This window comes from Mycobacterium sp. (genome assembly GCF_965229265.1).
Classification (GTDB): Bacteria; Actinomycetota; Actinomycetes; order Mycobacteriales; family Mycobacteriaceae; genus Mycobacterium.
Genome location: NZ_CBDDIY010000012.1, coordinates 245103 through 260145, shown reverse-complemented (window position 1 = coordinate 260145; position 15043 = coordinate 245103). Strand labels below are relative to the sequence as shown.

Below are 15043 nucleotides of genomic sequence, written 5' to 3'. Positions count from 1 at the left end.
CTCGTGGGTGCCGAGCTACTGGAATGGGCAGCCAGGGTTCGGCATGTCCACCGCCAGCGGGCTGCCGGCGGGATCGATGTAGAGCACCCACATCACCAACGGGGTGGACCCCTCGTTGCGGCCTTCATGCACGTAGCCGGTCCCGCTGCGCTCGCTGATGGCGTCGCCAGGGTTGTAGACGCCGTCGACGGAGCAGTCGCTGTCGTAGTGGCTGAGGGTTCCTTCCCTGATCACGCCGAAGACCTGCCCGGGGTGGTAGTGCCACCCGGTGGTGCCGCCCGGGGCGATGGTGATCTCCCGGGTGACGTAGTCCTTGCCGTTGAGTGAGGACTGCGACAGGGTGCTGACGTCGATTCCCTCGCTGGGGGTGGCCGAGGCCGAACCTGGCGCGATGGCCAGCACTGTCAGCGCGACCGGTGCTGCCACCCATCTCAACGGATTCACGGGAGCCAGCGTGTCACAACGCAGGCCGGGGATCTAGGCGCGACGGGCGCCGACGTCACCCACAATGGGCGCCATGGCGTTTCAGGGATGGCCGATCGAGGCGGTGGAGTTCTACGAGGGCCTAGAGGCCGACAACTCCAAGGTGTACTGGACCGAGCACAAGGCGGTCTACGAGCGCGATGTGCAGGCACCGATGGAGGAGCTGCTCGCCGAACTGGCCGACGAGTTCGGAGCCGGCAAGATCTTCCGGCCCTACCGTGACGTGCGGTTCAGTGCCGACAAGACGCCCTACAAGACCACCTGCGCCGCGACGATCGGCTCCGGATATGTGTCCTTCTCCGCCGAGGGGCTCGCCGTGGGCGGCGGGTTGTACATGCCCGACCCGGCCGCGCTGGCCCGTTATCGCGCCGCCGTCGACCGGGAGAAGTCCGGCGCCGAGCTCGCGGGGATCGTCGCGGCGCTGCACGCAGCCGGGTACGACACCATGGCCCACGAGGTGCTCAAGACGGCACCGCGGGGCTATCCGAAGGATCATCCCCGCATCGACCTGCTCCGGCACAAGGGCATCGCGATGATGAAGACGTGGCCAGTCGGTGCGTGGCTGGGTACCAGGAAGGCCAAGGAGCGGGTGGTCACGACGCTGCGGGCAGGGGTGCCGCTGCGCGATTGGCTGGCCCGTCACGTCGGCTGACCCTCGCCCCGTTTCGGCGGCGGTCGCCGACCGGTAGCCTTATGCGCGATGACGGATCGCGAGGAAGACAACCACATTTCCTACGCATCGGCCGGGGTGGATATCGAGGCCGGTGACCACGCGGTCGAGCTGTTCAAACCGCTGGCGAAGCGGGCCACCCGGCCCGAGGTGCGGGGCGGGCTTGGCGGCTTTGCCGGGCTGTTCGCACTGCGCGGAGGCTACCGTGAGCCGCTGCTGGCCGCCTCGACCGACGGTGTCGGCACCAAGCTGGCGGTTGCTCAGGCGATGGACAAGCACGACACGGTGGGCCTGGACCTGGTTGCGATGGTGGTCGATGACCTGGTGGTGTGCGGCGCCGAGCCGCTGTTCCTCCAGGACTACATCGCCGTCGGCCGCACCGTTCCGGAACGGGTGGCCGCAATCGTCGGCGGGATCGCCGAAGGATGTGTGATCGCCGGCTGTGCCCTGCTGGGTGGGGAGACCGCCGAACATCCAGGACTGATGGAGCCCGACCACTACGACATCTCCGCGACCGGGGTGGGCGTGGTCGAGGCCGATAACGTGCTTGGCCCCGAACGAGTCCGCCCCGGTGACGTGATCATCGCGATGGGGTCCTCTGGCCTGCACTCCAATGGCTACTCGCTGGCCCGCAAGGTTCTGCTCGAGATCGACCGGATGAACCTGGCCGGGCATGTCGAGGAGTTCGGCCGCACTCTCGGCGAGGAATTGCTCGAACCCACCCGCATCTACGCCAAGGACTGCCTGGCGCTGGCCGCCGAAACGCAGGTCCGCACGTTCTGCCACGTCACCGGCGGTGGGCTGGCCGGCAACCTGGAGCGGGTGGTCCCGCATGGCCTGGTCGCCGAACTCGACCGCGGAACCTGGACTCCTGCACCGGTGTTCGCGATGATCGCGCAGCGGGGGCGCATCGATCGTGCGGAGATGGAGAAGACGTTCAACATGGGTGTCGGCATGGTCGCCGTCGTCGCGCCGGAGGACACCGACCGCGCATTGGCGATTCTGACTGCACGCCACCTGAACTGCTGGACGCTGGGGACTGTCACCAAGGGGAAGGACGGCCCCCGAGCAAAGCTCGTGGGACAGCACCCGCGCTTTTAGGGAGAGGGCGGCGGCTTAGGGCCGCCAGCTGTCCTCGTCCGCCCACGGGTCGTCGTCGAACCCGTTGTCTACCGTGTCAGGTCGACTCGAACCCGACCCTGACAGCTCTTGCTGGAGCCGCTCGAAATCGGTCTGCGGGGAGCTATATTTCAGCTCCCGAGCAACCTTGGTCTGCTTTGCCTTCGCCCGGCCGCGGCCCATGGGGGAACCCCCTCGCGCAATAACGGAGCGGCCCGGGATGCAGGCGGCTCCGATCTGTGTGTTCGTTATTGTCCTGCCAACACCTTACCGTGCCCCGCACCGATGTGCTGGCAGCCCCGTTCGGCCGTGGGTGAACGTCACTGTGCGCCGCGGCGCAGGCGCTCCACAGCAAGCCGTCCGGCACCCACCGAATCCGACGGCGGCAGCGATTCCGGGTCTATCTCGGCGGCCACCTGGTGCTCTCCGCCCGTGGTCAGCGGCGTATCGGCCGGAGTTCCCCGCTTCACCAGCGCCAGCGCGATCGGGCCGAGGTCGACGTGGTCGACGACCGTACCCAGCCGGCCCACGACACGCCCACCGGCCAGCAGCGGGTCTCCGGTGCCGGGCCGCTCGCCGGAGCCGTCCAGATGCACCAGAACCAGCATTCGGGGCGGTTTTCCCAAGTTGTGGACCCGCGCGACCGTCTCCTGGCCCCGGTAACAGCCCTTGTCCAGGTGTACGGCGCCCTGCCCGGACGGACCGATCCAGCCCGCCTCGTGGGGGATCGTCCGGTCATCGGTGTCCACACCCAGCCGTGGCCGCTGCGCGGCGACCCGGTACGCCTCGTAGGCCCACACGCCGGCGCGTCGCACCCCGGCCGCCTCGAGCCGGCTCAGCCATTCGGCGGCGCCGGCACGGGGTACCAGCAGGTCGAGCTCGATCTGACCGGCCTCCGCCGGAATTCGGCGCACGAAACCTGCGCCGGGCAGCGGCACGGCGGCCCATTCCGCCGGCAGCTCGTCGAGGCCCAGCACCGCACGCACGCCCGGGTCGGCCAATCGCGGCCCGAGCAGCGACAGAACGGCCAAGTCGGCGGGTTCGACGGCGACGTCGGCCCAGAACACCATCTTGCGCAGGTAGGTCAGCAGCGGCTCACCGCGCCACGGCTCGGTATCGAGGTACGTGACGTTGCCCAACTCTGTCTGCACCCAGTGATCCTCGACACGGCCCTGCCCGTCGAGGCTGAGATTCTCGGTGGACGTGCCCTCAGCGAGCTCACTGACGTGTTGGGTCGAGATCGAGTGGAGCCAGCTGCGCCGGTCGGCTCCGGTCAGGGTGATGACCGCGCGATGGCTGCGGTCGACCACGACCGCATCGTGCTCGGCGGCGCGCTGCTCACCGAGCGGGTCACCGTAGTGCCAGATCGCGTCGGCATCCGGAGAGCTGGCTGGTGCGGGGACGGCTGACACATATCAACTCTACGGGCCGGCCGCTACGCTGTGGCTTCATGCCTAGCCGCCTATCGGTGATCGTGACGCTCGACGGCCGGGTGCGTGATCCCGACCAGCCGCTGCTGTTCGCCGACGACCTCGCCGCCGTCCGCGGGGACGGCATCTTCGAAACCCTGCTGGTTCGTGACGGCCGGGCCTGCCTGGTCGAGCCGCATCTGCAGCGGCTGACCCAGTCGGCCAGGATGACGCAGCTGCCCGAGCCGGACCTGACCGCCTGGCGGCAGGCCATCGCGATCGCCGTCGAGCAATGGACGGCGGTGACCGGTGATGAGGGTGCCCTGCGGCTGGTCTACAGCCGCGGCCGAGAGAGCGGTTCAGGGCCGACCGCCTACCTCACGGTGAACCCCGTCCCGGACCGGGTCGCCTCAACCCGGCGCGACGGAGTCGCCGCTGTGCTGCTGGATCGAGGGTTGCCCGCCGCCGGGGTGGACGCCATGCCGTGGCTGCTGGCCGGGGCCAAGACGTTGTCGTACGCGGTGAACATGGCTGCGCTGCGGCATGCCGATGACAAGGGCGCCGGGGACGTCATCTTCGTCAGTTCCGACGGCTACATCCTGGAAGGCCCGCGTTCCACGGTGGTGATCGCCACCGAAACCGACGACGGATCCGGCCGGACCTGCCTGCTCACCCCGCCGCCGTGGTATCCGATCCTGCGCGGAACCACCCAGCAGGCGCTGTTCGAGATCGCCCGTGACAAGGGTTATGACTGTGACTATCGCGCGCTACGGCCGGCGGATCTGTTTGCCGCTCAAGGGGTATGGCTGGTGTCCAGCATGACGCTCGCCGCTCGGGTGCACACCCTGGACGGCCGGCTGCTGGCGCCCACCCGGCTTGCCGCCGAAGTCTCCGCACTGGTGGACGCGGCGATCGTCAGTGATCGCTGACCGCGAAAAACTCTTGGCACACCCCCGACGGCGCGGGTACGGTCGGCCGTACACAGGGAAGGAGGTGGTCCGGAAAATTGATAGCTTCTAGGACATGTGAGGTGGCTGCCCGCTAGCAGCACCAGGTGTCGGAATCACCTGCGCCCCGAGTGCGCTGGCGAATTCCAGGCAGCTACCCGGCCCCCGAGCCCCTGGTTTGTCCGACCAGGAAAGACCGGCTCGGGGGCCGCCCCATTTCTACGGCTCTGTCGCAGGATCCAACCCGGTGGTGGTCACAGACGCCCTGTTCCGCGCGACGCACCAAACCGCGGTGAGCCGATTTCTGGCGCAACGGCGCACTCTGCGCGATGATGCCGCGCATGCGCATTGGGTTGATGATGGTCGGGGTCGCCGCGGTGGCCGTGGTGACGTTGGCGGGTTGTGCCCCCGCCGAGCAGAAGTCGACGACGGCTACCGGCGGCGATACCTGCAACAAGGGCTCACTGGCGACGTTGAAGGCCGGTGCGCTGACCTTCGGTACCGACCAGCCCGCCTATCCGCCGTGGTTCGTCGACGACGACCCGGCCAACGCCAAGGGATTCGAGTCAGCGGTCGCCTATGCCGTGGCCGACAAGCTGGGCTACACCGCCAAAGACGTTCAGTGGGTGCGGGTTCCGTTCAACGCGGCAATCGCGCCGGGTCCCAAGACTTTCGACGCCAACCTCAACGAATTCTCGATCACCGATGAGCGCAAGCAGGCCGTCGACTTCTCCTCGCCGTACTACGACGTCACGCAGGCGGTGGTTACGGTCAGATCCTCGCCGGCGGCCAAGGTCACCACGCTGGACGGCCTGCGAGATCTGCGGCTGGGTGCGCAGGTCGGTACCACCAGCTACGTGGCCGCAAAGGCCCTTGGCGCCAAGGCCCCGGTCTCGGTCTACAACAACAACGACGACGCCAAGGCCGCCTTGGCCAACGGGCAGATCGACGCGCTGGTGCTGGACCTGCCCACCGCGTTCGAGGTCCAGAGCGAGATGAACGACGGCGTCATCGTGGGCCAATTGCCTTCGGGGACAGAGAAACCCGAGCAGTTCGGCATCGTGTTGGACAAGGGTAGCGCGTTGACGTCATGTGTGTCCGGCGCGGTCGACGCGCTGCGCTCCGATGGCACGCTGACCAAGCTGCAACAGCAGTGGCTGGCCGAAGCGGGTAACGCGCCGGTGCTCAAGTGACGGCACTGGCCGCCGAACGCGTTGCCTACCGGCGGTCACGGGCCCGGCGTTCCACCCTGGTCGCCTTGGCGTCGACGGCGCTGTTCGCGGCAGTGGCCGTCGTGGCCACCACGTCCTCGCCCGGCTGGCCACGGGTGCGCGACTCGTTCTTCAACCTGCGGGTCGGCTGGGACAGCCTGCCTACCGTTCTCGACGGTCTGTGGCTCAACGTGCGGGTCCTCGTGGTGTGTCAGATCCTGATCGTGATACTCGGATTGGTCCTCGCGGCGGTGCGCACGCTGCGCGGGCCGGTGTGGTTCCCGCTGCGTGTGTTGGCCACGGGCTATGTCGACCTATTCCGCGGGCTGCCGCTGATCATCTGCCTGTATCTGGTCGGGTTCGGCCTACCCGGGCTGCGACTGGCCGGGATTCCCAACGATCCAGTGTTGTTGGGCGGCCTCGCGCTGGTGTTGGTGTACTCGGCCTTCGTCGCCGAGGTGTTCCGTGCCGGCATCGAGTCGGTACACCCGTCGCAGTTGGCGGCGGCGAAGTCGCTCGGGCTGAACTATCAGCGGACGATGCGCCTGGTGGTGCTCCCGCAGGCGGCTCGGCGGGTCACTCCCGCCCTGCTCAACGATTTCGTTGCGCTGCAGAAAGATTGCGGGTTGATCTCGGTCCTGGGAGCGGTCGACGCGGTGCGCGCGGCGCAGATTCAGGTGGCCACCAGTTACAACTTCACTCCGTACGTGGTCGCGGGACTGCTGTTCGTGGCGCTGGCCGTGCCGTCGGCGCGGCTGGCCGACTGGGCGAGCCGTCGTGCGGCGACCCGCCAGGGTGCGCTGTGACGGCCGCGCCCGTCCTGTCGGTGCGTGGACTGGTCAAAAGCTACGGTGACCGCACCGTCTTGGACGGCGTCGACCTCGACGTGGCCGAACATCAGGTGGTGGTGCTCATCGGTGCGTCCGGCTCGGGCAAGTCGACCCTGTTGCGGTGTGTGGACCTGCTGGAGGAGATCGACGACGGGCAGATCCTGCTCGACGGGCACGACATCAGCGATCCGCGGGTAGACGGCGATGCGGCGCGGCAGGCGATGGGCATGGTGTTCCAGGCGTTCAACCTGTTCCCACACATGAGCGTTCTGCGCAACATCACGTTGGCGCCGCGTGTGGTGCACAAGCGTGACCGCCGCGGCGTCGAAGAACGCGGCCGCGAACTATTGGCTCGAGTTGGCTTGGCCGATAAGGCCGACGCCTATCCGGACCGGCTGTCCGGCGGTCAGCAACAGCGGGTCGCCATTGCGCGCGCCTTGGCCTACGACCCGCGGCTGCTGCTACTCGACGAGATCACCAGTGCGCTGGATCCCGAGCTCGTCGGTGAGGTGCTCGACCTCGTCGGCGAGCTGGCCGCATCCGGACGCACCATCGTCATGGCTACCCACGAGATGGGCTTCGCCCGGCAGGTAGCCGATACCGTCTGCTTTCTCGACGGCGGTCGGATCATCGAATCAGGTTCTGCCGAACAGGTTTTGACCGATCCCCAGCATGAGCGGACGAAGCTGTTCCTGCGCCGGTTGACCGGCGCGGGCGGCTAGCTTGCCGGGCCTGGGGCTAGCGTCGAGCACGCCTTCATCGCCCCATCCCAGGTGCCAGGATCGACACCCGGTGGAGGGCCCAGCACGGCGTTGCCTGCCGAGTCGGGCACCCCATGCTCGTGGAGGCAGTGTGCCAGCGACCCGTGCTCGGGGGTGCCGCTGGAAGTGCTGGGTGCGGGACTGATCGCGGTCGGCGCCGACGGGGTGGGGCTGGGCGCGCAGCCGGCAACTAGAGCGGCGGCCGCCGCGGCGACCCCGAATGCCAGATGACGCATCAGCCGACGTATCGCGTCAGCCGGGCGGACAGGTGCGGCACCAGACCGCCGTCGGCATCGACCCGTTCCTCGACGTAGGCCAGGTCTCCGCCCTCGACGATCCCGTAGAGCCGTTTGGCGCCGCCGACCAGAACGCCGGACTTGCTGCGTGCGAGCGCGTCGGTGACCAGCTCCCAAGACGATTGGGTGCGGGGCCGGCCGTAGAACAGCTCGACGTAGCCCGCGGAGTGTGCCAGCAGCAATTCGATGGCCTGCGACTCGCCCGGATCGGTCGGATCGTCGACGAAGCGCCAGAAGCCGGTTTCGCGCAGGCCGGGGGAGTGGTAGTCACCCTCCTCGCCCAGCCGCCAGGACCGGGCTTCCCAGTTCAGGTAGTCGCCGCCATCGTGCGAGACGATGATCTGCTGGCCGAAGCGGTAATCCCCATGCGGCCCCCGGCCTTCGCCTTCACCTCGCCACACCCCGACCAGCGGCAGCAGGGCCAACAGCGCGTCGTGCAGGTTGGCACCCAGACGCAGATTGGCGGTGTCGGCGGGAAGCGGCAGATCCTCGAAGACCGGGATGTTGCGGCCCGCGGTCTCCTTGGCGCGTTCGGCCGCAGCCGCTACGGCGCGATCACCGCTGCTGGAGATGTCCTCGGCGGTCACGACTCGTCGGTGATCAGTCGATACAGCGCATACAGCGCGAACCAGGTGATCACCACGACCGTCGCGACGAGCAGGATCTCGTAGAAAAGAACCACGGCCTCAGTCTATCCGGGGCTCGGGCGGGATCACCGCCCGAGCCACCCTCTTGTCCGGCATCGTCCGACTGGGCGCCTCGCCGGTTTCGTCGTCAGGCGGTGCCCTATGGCCTGACTCCTCGCCGGCTCGGTCGGCATTGCCCGGCTCCTCAGCCGCTCGTACCTCGCGGCATCGTCGACCGGGCGCCTCGCCGGTTTCGTCGTCAGGCGGTGCCCTATGGCCTGACTCCTCGCCGGCTCGGTCGGCATTGCCCGGCTCCTCAGCCGCTCGTACCTCGCGGCATCGTCGACCGGGCGCCTCGCCGGTTTCGTCGTCAGGCGACCTTGATGTCGACTTCGTGGATGCCGGCCCCGGTCGGCACCACGGTGGCGTCGCCATTGCCCACCTTGGACAACGCGCGCACCGTCCAGGTGCCAGGTGCGGCGAAGAAGCGGAAATCGCCGGTCGCCGAGGCCACCACCTCGGCGGTGAACTCGTCGCTGGAGTCCAGCAGGCGCACAAACGCACCGCCCACCGTCTGACCCGAATCGTCCACGACGCGGCCGGTGATCACCGTCTCCTTCTCCAGGTCGACACCGGCAGGCAGGGTCTGTCCTTGCTTAGGGGCAGAGCACATGATCTAACTTCCCAACTCGATCGGGGCCCCCACCAGGGAGCCGTATTCGGTCCAACTACCGTCGTAGTTCTTGACGTTCTTGTGTCCCAGCAATTCCTGCAGCACAAACCAGGTGTGCGACGACCGCTCGCCGATGCGGCAGTAGGCGATCGTCTCCTTCTCGCCGTCCAGGCCGGCCTCCGCGTAGAGCTTGGCCAGGTCCTCATCGGACTTGAAGGTGCCGTCCTCGTTGGCGGCCCTGCTCCACGGAACGTTGATCGCGGTCGGGATGTGACCCGGGCGCTGACTCTGCTCCTGGGGCAAGTGCGCGGGGGCGAGGATCTTGCCGGAGAACTCGTCGGGGGATCGAACATCGACGAGGTTCTTAGCTCCGATGGCCGCGATCACCTCGTCGCGGAATGCCCGGATGCTGGTGTCGGGAGCCTTGGCCGTGTAACTGGTAGCGGGGCGGTTGACCGCATCGGCCGACAGGGGGCGACCGTCGAGCTCCCACTTCTTTCGGCCACCGTCGAGGAGCTTGACGTCCTCGTGGCCGTAGAGCTTGAAGTACCAGTATGCGTAGGCGGCGAACCAGTTGTTGTTGCCGCCGTACAGGACGACCGTGTCGTCGTTGGCGATGCCGCGGTCGCTGAGCAGCTTCGAGAACTGTTGTGCGTCAACGAAATCACGCTTGATCGGGTCCTGCAGGTCGGTCTTCCAGTCCAGCTTGACCGCACCGGCGATGTGGCCGGTGTCGTAGGCGCTGGCGTCCTCATCGACCTCGACGAAAACGACATTCGGTGCGTCGAGATTGCTCTGGGCCCAGTCGGCGGAGACCAGGACGTCGGAGCGAGCCATAGAGGAATTCCTTTCGGTTGCTTGTCTAAAGCGTTAGGCGCTGGAGGGAGTGTGGCGCAGCCGAGCCACCAGCGGATAGAGCTGGCAGCCCAGGCAGATGCCGAAGGCCGCGTTGAGGAACGCGGCGAACAGGGCGAAGGCCGTCGCGATCACACCGAGCAGCGGTGTGCCCGATGCGAAGCCGACGACACCGACGATGGCGAACGCAAATCCCACCAGCTGTGCAAACTTCAACGGCGGCACCGGTTCCCGTTCAGTGACCGGAGAGAGGCGCGGGGCCACCAGCTTGGCGAAGATCAGCCCGTAAGGATGCTGGCGGGGGCCGCGCAGGGCGCCGATCGCGAACACGACAGCCTGCAGCGCCAAGATGACCGCCGCCGCAACCGTGCTGAACCCCGAGATGACGAGCACCGCGATCAGGACGGCCGTGGTGACCCACGCTGCGAAGCGCGGACCACGAACGTCGACCTGGGCGGGTGCGGCGGTGGTGTTGGCAGTGGTGCTCATGTCTCTACTCCTGTTGTTGGTTTGGGGGCTGGACGGAGGCAGGCCGCAAACGGCCGCTCCGGAGTGGCGGCGCAGAGGAACGCGCGGCTACTCAGCAGCTACAGCAACAACAGCAACAACCCGCGACGCGGCACAGATCAACTGTGCGGCGCTTGGTGAGCGCAAGCTCGAGGCGGGCTGACACGCAGGACATGCTACCCAATAACCCTGGTGTCAGGCCAACAGAGGTTCCAGCGCCGAGCGCAGGTCAGCCGCCTTGGGGACCCCCGCCGTCCGGTACCGCTGCTGGCCCTCGGCGTCGAAGATGAAGGTCGTCGGCAAGGACATGACGGAAAGCTTGCGTGCGGCAGCCGGATTGGCATCCATGTCGATCTCGACGTGAGCTACCTCACGCATATCGGCGCACACCTGGTTGACCACCCGCCGGACCCCGGCGCAGGGTCCACACCAGACCGCGCTGAAGTGCACGATGGTCGGCCCGGTGCGGGACAGGCCCAGATCGCTGACGTCCACGTCGGGCGGTTGCGCGCTGTCGCGCAGCACCCCGGAGCGCTTGCTGTGCAGCGCGCCAGCGACGGTGGCGACGCCGAGTGCGGCGACGATGGCCGCGACCGCGGTGATCAATGCAGGGGTCATGATTGTGCAAACTCGTCCAGCCGGACTATTACTCCCTCGGTGATGCCTTCGATAATGATGTCGGATCCCCGAGCGCCTTCGGTAGTGGGGCGGATCCCGAACGGGAGCTTCTGGCCCGGCAGTGCCCCACTGAATGCGGCCAGGACTGCCTCCTTCTTGTCGTCGGGCACCGCCTGGTCGGCGGTGCCCGGCCCGGTCTGGATGTCGGTGGCCGTGAGGACCAGGGTTGTCTGGTCCGGTCCGGCGGTCGACAGGTCCACCGCCACGCTCACGGTCTTGCCGAAATTTGCTTTGGTCGGCGTCCCCGTAAAGACCAAGCCCTTGCTGCCGGAGATACCCGACTCGGTCGTACCCCCGGTGGCGTCGTTGGTTTCCCTCGACGGGGCCTCGACCATGAGGTCCTTGATGCCCATGAAGCGCCCGAGGTGGCCCGAGTCGATGATGATCCGGCTTTCCAGCTTGCCGACGGGCAGAGCCGCATCGGGTCTGATCAGCCATGACGCCTCGGTGAGATCGATGTTGTGCAACGTCGCCTCCAGCGAGGCCCGCCCGACCACGGCATGATCCACCCCGGCGGCCTTGATCTCGATTTCGGCGTAGTGCTGGCGCATCGCCTGGCGGATGAAGGGAAAGCCCAGGATCGCCACCGACGGATCGAACGACAGTCCTGCGACGGAGCGGACCGTGCGGGCCAGCCGGTATTCGGCGTAGATCGTCGCCCCGAAGTCGACGCCGACCGCTGCGACGACGACGGATATCACCGCGGCGCCCAGAGTGATCAGCAGCTTTCGCACCTGCACATTCTGGCCCATCGGCCGTAGGAAACGGCCGCCGCTCACCCCCGGACCAGGGCTTGACTCGTTCAGATCGGCTAAATAGCAGGTCGCGGGTTAAAGTTAGTTGACCCATGGTCGGTAACGGCCATATGTCGCCCATGAGTCTGGTAGGTCACCGCGACGGCGCTGTCGACGATGAGCATCCAGAGCATTGGAGAGTCTGTTGGATCTGCTACTTCTCACCGTCGACCCGCATCCGGAGTCGGTGCTGCCGTCATTGGCGCTGCTCGCGCACAATGTGCGCTCCGCGCCGACCGAGGTCTCATCACTGCTGGAGGCGGGCACTGCGGATGTGGCGATCGTCGACGCCCGCACCGACCTGGCCGCTGCCCGCGGCCTGTGCCGACTGCTCGGAACGACCGGGACCTCGGTTCCCGTGGTGGCCGTGGTGAACGAGGGCGGCCTGGTTGCGGTCAACGTCGATTGGGGCCTGGACGAGATCCTGCTGCCCAGCACCGGGCCGGCCGAGATCGACGCCCGGCTGCGCCTGCTCGTGGGCCGTCGCGGCGGTGTGGCCAGTCAGGAGAGCGCGGGCAAGGTCAGTCTCGGCGAGTTGGTCATCGACGAGGGCACGTACACCGCGAGATTGCGTGGCCGTCCGCTCGACCTGACCTACAAGGAGTTCGAGCTGTTGAAGTACCTCGCCCAGCACGCCGGCCGGGTGTTCACCCGCGCCCAGCTGCTGCAGGAGGTCTGGGGGTACGACTTCTTCGGCGGCACCCGCACCGTCGACGTGCACGTCCGGCGATTGCGCGCCAAGCTCGGCCCCGAGTACGAATCGTTGATTGGGACCGTCCGCAACGTGGGCTACAAGGCCGTCCGCCCGGCCCGCGGCCGCCCCGCCGCAGTCGAGACCGATTACGCCGAGGACGACGACGAGGACGGCTTCGACGACGCCGAGGAAGCCATCTCCGACTCGATCCGGGACGCGGTGCGCTCGGGTCCGATGCCGCATCCGCTGCGCAGTCAGTGACGGCCCCGAACTGGCGGACCGCCCTCTCCGAGGCTGAGCAGGAGCAGGTGCGCGCACTGGTCGAAGTGGCGACCCAATCCGACGGCGTCGCCCCGGTCGGTGAGCACGTGCTGCGGGAGTTGCCGCATGCCAGGACGGGCCACCTGCTGGCTACCGCCGGTGATGACCTCCTCGGTTACCTCAACCTGACGCTCGGCCGCGATGACGCCGACGCCATGGCCGAACTCGTCGTCCACCCCGACGCGCGCCGTCGCGGAATCGGGACGGCCCTGCTGCTCGGCGCAGCTCAGGAGAGCGGCGGACGGGTGCGGTTCTGGGCGCACGGCACCCGGCCTGCGGCCCGTGCCGTGGCCGACGCGCTGCAGATGGACGTGACCCGTGAGCTACTCCAGATGCAGCGGACGCTGCGGGACCTGCCCGAGCTCGTCGTGCCCTCGGGTATCCGGATCCGCACCTACGCCGGCCCTGCCGACGACGCCGAACTGCTGCGGGTCAACAACGCGGCATTCTCCTGGCACCCCGAACAAGGCGGTTGGAGCGCGTCCGACATCGACGAGCGACGTCACGAGCCCTGGTTCGATCCCGAGGGTCTCTTCCTGGCGTTCGACGAGGACACCACTGCACTGCTCGGCTTCCACTGGACCAAGGTGCACGCCGAGCAACCCGGCCTGGGTGAGGTGTACGTCGTCGGGGTCGATCCGGGCGCGCAGGGCCGCGGACTCGGTCGGGTACTGACCCTGGTCGGCATCGAATACCTGGCCCAGCGACTGGGCTCGAACACCGAACCGGCGGTCATGCTCTATGTCGAAGCCGACAACACCGCGGCGGTGAAGACGTACGAGAGATTGGGATTTGCTGTGTCAAGCGTTGATACGGCCTACGGTCCACCTTCGCCAGCGAATATTGACACATCTGTCGCACACAGCTAGTTAGCGGACTTTCGCAACGCGCCGTTCACGAACCTGTTCACCCCGCGTTCACCTTCCATGAGGGTTCCGGCCACCACCAGCGCCTAACTTCCGGGGTGAGCACGTGCTCCTACCGGGGCGAAGAGGCAACACTGGAGAAAGTGGGATAGGTGAATCTGAACAGCTTTGGCAAGGCGTTCTTCGCGACCGTGTCAGCGACGGCAATCACCGGACTGACGCTCACCGCGTGCGGAAGCGACAACAACGCCGGGTCGCCGTCGTCGTCGTCGACCGGGGCGTCCGGCTCGTCGTCCAGCGCGTCGGCCGACTGCGGCGGCAAGAGCGCCCTGACCGGTGAGGGCTCGACCGCGCAGCAGAACGCGATCGCGGTGTTCAACCAGGTGTGGGGCCAGAAGTGCCCGGGCAAGAACCTGTCCTACAACCCGACCGGCTCCGGCGCCGGCGTCACGCAGTTCATCGCTGGTCAGGTCGACTTCGCCGGCTCGGACTCCCCGCTCTCGAAGGACCAGCCGGATCAGGCCGCCAAGCGCTGCCAGGGTCACCCCGCCTGGAACCTGCCGCTGGTGTTCGGGCCCGTCGCGCTGGGCTACAACCTCCCGGGCGTCGACAAGCTCGTGATCAACGCCGACGTGCTCGCCAAGATCTTCACCGGCGCCATCACCAACTGGAATGACCCGGCGATCGCCGCGCTGAACAGTGGTGTCTCGCTGCCGGACCAGAAGATCACGCCGATCTACCGCTCCGACTCGTCGGGCACCACCGACAACTTCCAGAAGTACCTGACCGCCGCCGCCCCGCAGACCTGGACCAAGGGCGCCGGCAAGGAGTTCCAGGGCGGAGCCGGTGAGGGTGCGCAGAAGTCCGCCGGTGTGGTGCAGGCCGTGCAGGCCACCCCCGGCGCGATCGGGTACGTCGAGAAGGGCTTCGCCGACCAGGCCAAGCTCACGGCGGCCCAGATCGACACCGGCAGTGGCCCGGTCGAATTGACCGACGATTCGGCCAAGACCGCCATCGACGCGGCGAAGTTCGCCAGCGAGGGTAACGATCTGGTGCTGGATCTCAACTCGCTCTACGCCACCAACGCGCCGGGCGCCTACCCGCTGGTGCTGGCGACCTACGAGATCGTCTGCTCGGAGGGCTACGATGCCGACACCGCAGCCGCGGTGAAGTCGTTCCTGACCGTGGCCGCCAACGACGGCCAGGCCGGGCTTCCCGCCGCCGGCTATGTCCCGCTGCCGGACGCCTTCAAGCAGCGGCTGCTCACTGCAGTCAACGCGATCAAGTAATAGCGCTGGCGAGG

General features: G+C 67.5%; 20 protein-coding genes. 9 read left to right on the top strand and 11 right to left on the bottom strand.

The annotated features are described in order from the left end of the window. Window positions 1-15: 15 nt before the first annotated feature. The gene (locus ADBZ9K_RS18985) at window positions 16-444 is read right to left on the bottom strand and encodes a cupin domain-containing protein (RefSeq protein ID WP_526623182.1); all 429 of its coding nucleotides are present in this window, start codon (window positions 442-444) and stop codon (window positions 16-18) included. A gap of 73 nt (window positions 445-517) precedes the next feature. On the opposite strand from ADBZ9K_RS18985, the gene ADBZ9K_RS18980 reads away from it, so the two are divergent. Together ADBZ9K_RS18980 and purM are read left to right on the top strand one after the other, a co-directional pair. Further along, entirely contained in the window at window positions 518-1135 is a 618-nt protein-coding gene (locus tag ADBZ9K_RS18980; RefSeq protein ID WP_526623180.1) for a DUF2461 domain-containing protein, read from the top strand. Between the two features lie 48 nt (window positions 1136-1183). Then, on the top strand, window positions 1184-2254 hold the full coding sequence (gene purM / locus ADBZ9K_RS18975) for a phosphoribosylformylglycinamidine cyclo-ligase (RefSeq protein ID WP_526623178.1): 1071 nt from the start codon (window positions 1184-1186) through the stop codon (window positions 2252-2254). Between the two features lie 15 nt (window positions 2255-2269). Here the strand turns inward: purM and ADBZ9K_RS18970 are convergent, their stop codons facing one another. After that, complete coding sequence (locus ADBZ9K_RS18970) at window positions 2270-2455, bottom strand: DUF3073 family protein (RefSeq protein WP_526623177.1); 186 nt, start codon at window positions 2453-2455, stop codon at window positions 2270-2272. A gap of 137 nt (window positions 2456-2592) precedes the next feature. Next, window positions 2593-3684: a CAF17-like 4Fe-4S cluster assembly/insertion protein YgfZ gene (ygfZ, locus tag ADBZ9K_RS18965; protein WP_526623176.1), complete on the bottom strand. Its 1092-nt coding sequence runs from the start codon at window positions 3682-3684 to the stop codon at window positions 2593-2595. A 56-nt stretch (window positions 3685-3740) separates the two neighbouring features. Between ygfZ and ADBZ9K_RS18960 the strand changes: the two genes are divergently transcribed. From ADBZ9K_RS18960 to ADBZ9K_RS18945, 4 genes are all read left to right on the top strand, one after another. Continuing rightward, window positions 3741-4610: an aminodeoxychorismate lyase gene (locus tag ADBZ9K_RS18960; RefSeq protein WP_526624235.1), complete on the top strand. Its 870-nt coding sequence runs from the start codon at window positions 3741-3743 to the stop codon at window positions 4608-4610. Window positions 4611-4969: 359 nt separating this feature from the next. Next, window positions 4970-5821, top strand: a complete 852-nt coding sequence (locus ADBZ9K_RS18955) for an ABC transporter substrate-binding protein (RefSeq protein WP_526623175.1) — start codon at window positions 4970-4972, stop codon at window positions 5819-5821. Next, window positions 5818-6645, top strand: coding sequence for an amino acid ABC transporter permease (locus ADBZ9K_RS18950; RefSeq protein ID WP_526623173.1), 828 nt, complete (start codon window positions 5818-5820; stop codon window positions 6643-6645). Before ADBZ9K_RS18955 ends, ADBZ9K_RS18950 begins: the two co-directional genes overlap by 4 nt. Continuing rightward, a complete protein-coding gene (locus ADBZ9K_RS18945) occupies window positions 6642-7391 on the top strand; it encodes an amino acid ABC transporter ATP-binding protein (RefSeq protein ID WP_526623171.1) in 750 nt (249 codons plus the stop codon). Before ADBZ9K_RS18950 ends, ADBZ9K_RS18945 begins: the two co-directional genes overlap by 4 nt. Here the strand turns inward: ADBZ9K_RS18945 and ADBZ9K_RS18940 are convergent. From ADBZ9K_RS18940 to lmeA, 8 genes are all read right to left on the bottom strand, one after another. Continuing rightward, window positions 7388-7666, bottom strand: coding sequence for a hypothetical protein (locus ADBZ9K_RS18940; RefSeq protein ID WP_526623169.1), 279 nt, complete (start codon window positions 7664-7666; stop codon window positions 7388-7390). The two genes, ADBZ9K_RS18945 and ADBZ9K_RS18940, sit on opposite strands and share 4 nt — an antisense overlap. Next, entirely contained in the window at window positions 7666-8313 is a 648-nt protein-coding gene (locus ADBZ9K_RS18935; protein ID WP_526623167.1) for a nitrobindin family protein, read from the bottom strand. Before ADBZ9K_RS18935 ends, ADBZ9K_RS18940 begins: the two co-directional genes overlap by 1 nt. Window positions 8314-8722: 409 nt before the next feature. After that, entirely contained in the window at window positions 8723-9025 is a 303-nt protein-coding gene (locus tag ADBZ9K_RS18930; protein ID WP_526623165.1) for a DUF1416 domain-containing protein, read from the bottom strand. A 3-nt stretch (window positions 9026-9028) separates the two neighbouring features. Then, complete coding sequence (locus ADBZ9K_RS18925) at window positions 9029-9862, bottom strand: sulfurtransferase (protein ID WP_526623163.1); 834 nt, start codon at window positions 9860-9862, stop codon at window positions 9029-9031. 33 nt (window positions 9863-9895) lie between these two features. Further along, window positions 9896-10369 carry a DUF4395 family protein gene (locus tag ADBZ9K_RS18920; RefSeq protein ID WP_526623161.1) on the bottom strand — a complete coding sequence of 158 codons (474 nt, stop codon included), beginning with the start codon at window positions 10367-10369 and terminating at the stop codon, window positions 9896-9898. Between the two features lie 91 nt (window positions 10370-10460). Then, window positions 10461-10562 (bottom strand): Ms5788A family Cys-rich leader peptide, encoded by a 102-nt coding sequence (locus tag ADBZ9K_RS18915; protein WP_526623159.1) that lies wholly within the window; start codon window positions 10560-10562, stop codon window positions 10461-10463. Window positions 10563-10582: 20 nt separating this feature from the next. Beyond that, window positions 10583-11005: a TlpA family protein disulfide reductase gene (locus tag ADBZ9K_RS18910; RefSeq protein WP_526623157.1), complete on the bottom strand. Its 423-nt coding sequence runs from the start codon at window positions 11003-11005 to the stop codon at window positions 10583-10585. Next, window positions 11002-11817 (bottom strand): mannan chain length control protein LmeA, encoded by an 816-nt coding sequence (gene lmeA, locus ADBZ9K_RS18905; RefSeq protein ID WP_526623155.1) that lies wholly within the window; start codon window positions 11815-11817, stop codon window positions 11002-11004. The genes ADBZ9K_RS18910 and lmeA overlap by 4 nt, the downstream gene beginning before the upstream one ends. A gap of 184 nt (window positions 11818-12001) precedes the next feature. Here lmeA and ADBZ9K_RS18900 point away from each other — a divergent pair, with 184 nt between their 5' ends. The 3 genes from ADBZ9K_RS18900 (at window position 12002) to pstS (ending at window position 15029) form a co-directional block, all read left to right on the top strand. Beyond that, a complete protein-coding gene (locus ADBZ9K_RS18900) occupies window positions 12002-12814 on the top strand; it encodes a winged helix-turn-helix transcriptional regulator (RefSeq protein WP_526624233.1) in 813 nt (270 codons plus the stop codon). Further along, the gene (gene mshD / locus ADBZ9K_RS18895; protein ID WP_526623153.1) at window positions 12811-13743 is read left to right on the top strand and encodes a mycothiol synthase; all 933 of its coding nucleotides are present in this window, start codon (window positions 12811-12813) and stop codon (window positions 13741-13743) included. Before ADBZ9K_RS18900 ends, mshD begins: the two co-directional genes overlap by 4 nt. A gap of 149 nt (window positions 13744-13892) precedes the next feature. Then, on the top strand, window positions 13893-15029 hold the full coding sequence (pstS, locus tag ADBZ9K_RS18890) for a phosphate ABC transporter substrate-binding protein PstS (RefSeq protein ID WP_526623151.1): 1137 nt from the start codon (window positions 13893-13895) through the stop codon (window positions 15027-15029). Window positions 15030-15043: the final 14 nt, after the last annotated feature.

What these genes read in the sequence shown, in the direction of transcription:
- ADBZ9K_RS18925 (WP_526623163.1), bottom strand. Translation starts at nt 9,862, where the DNA reads ATGGCTCGCTCCGACGTCCTGGTCTCCGCCGACTGGGCCCAGAGCAAT.
- ADBZ9K_RS18970 (WP_526623177.1), bottom strand. Translation starts at nt 2,455, where the DNA reads ATGGGCCGCGGCCGGGCGAAGGCAAAGCAGACCAAGGTTGCTCGGGAG.
- ADBZ9K_RS18940 (WP_526623169.1), bottom strand. Translation starts at nt 7,666, where the DNA reads ATGCGTCATCTGGCATTCGGGGTCGCCGCGGCGGCCGCCGCTCTAGTT.
- lmeA (WP_526623155.1), bottom strand. Translation starts at nt 11,817, where the DNA reads ATGGGCCAGAATGTGCAGGTGCGAAAGCTGCTGATCACTCTGGGCGCC.
- ADBZ9K_RS18920 (WP_526623161.1), bottom strand. Translation starts at nt 10,369, where the DNA reads ATGAGCACCACTGCCAACACCACCGCCGCACCCGCCCAGGTCGACGTT.
- ADBZ9K_RS18980 (WP_526623180.1), top strand. Translation starts at nt 518, where the DNA reads ATGGCGTTTCAGGGATGGCCGATCGAGGCGGTGGAGTTCTACGAGGGC.
- ADBZ9K_RS18915 (WP_526623159.1), bottom strand. Translation starts at nt 10,562, where the DNA reads ATGTCCTGCGTGTCAGCCCGCCTCGAGCTTGCGCTCACCAAGCGCCGC.
- ADBZ9K_RS18930 (WP_526623165.1), bottom strand. Translation starts at nt 9,025, where the DNA reads ATGTGCTCTGCCCCTAAGCAAGGACAGACCCTGCCTGCCGGTGTCGAC.
- ADBZ9K_RS18955 (WP_526623175.1), top strand. Translation starts at nt 4,970, where the DNA reads ATGCGCATTGGGTTGATGATGGTCGGGGTCGCCGCGGTGGCCGTGGTG.
- ADBZ9K_RS18910 (WP_526623157.1), bottom strand. Translation starts at nt 11,005, where the DNA reads ATGACCCCTGCATTGATCACCGCGGTCGCGGCCATCGTCGCCGCACTC.
- purM (WP_526623178.1), top strand. Translation starts at nt 1,184, where the DNA reads ATGACGGATCGCGAGGAAGACAACCACATTTCCTACGCATCGGCCGGG.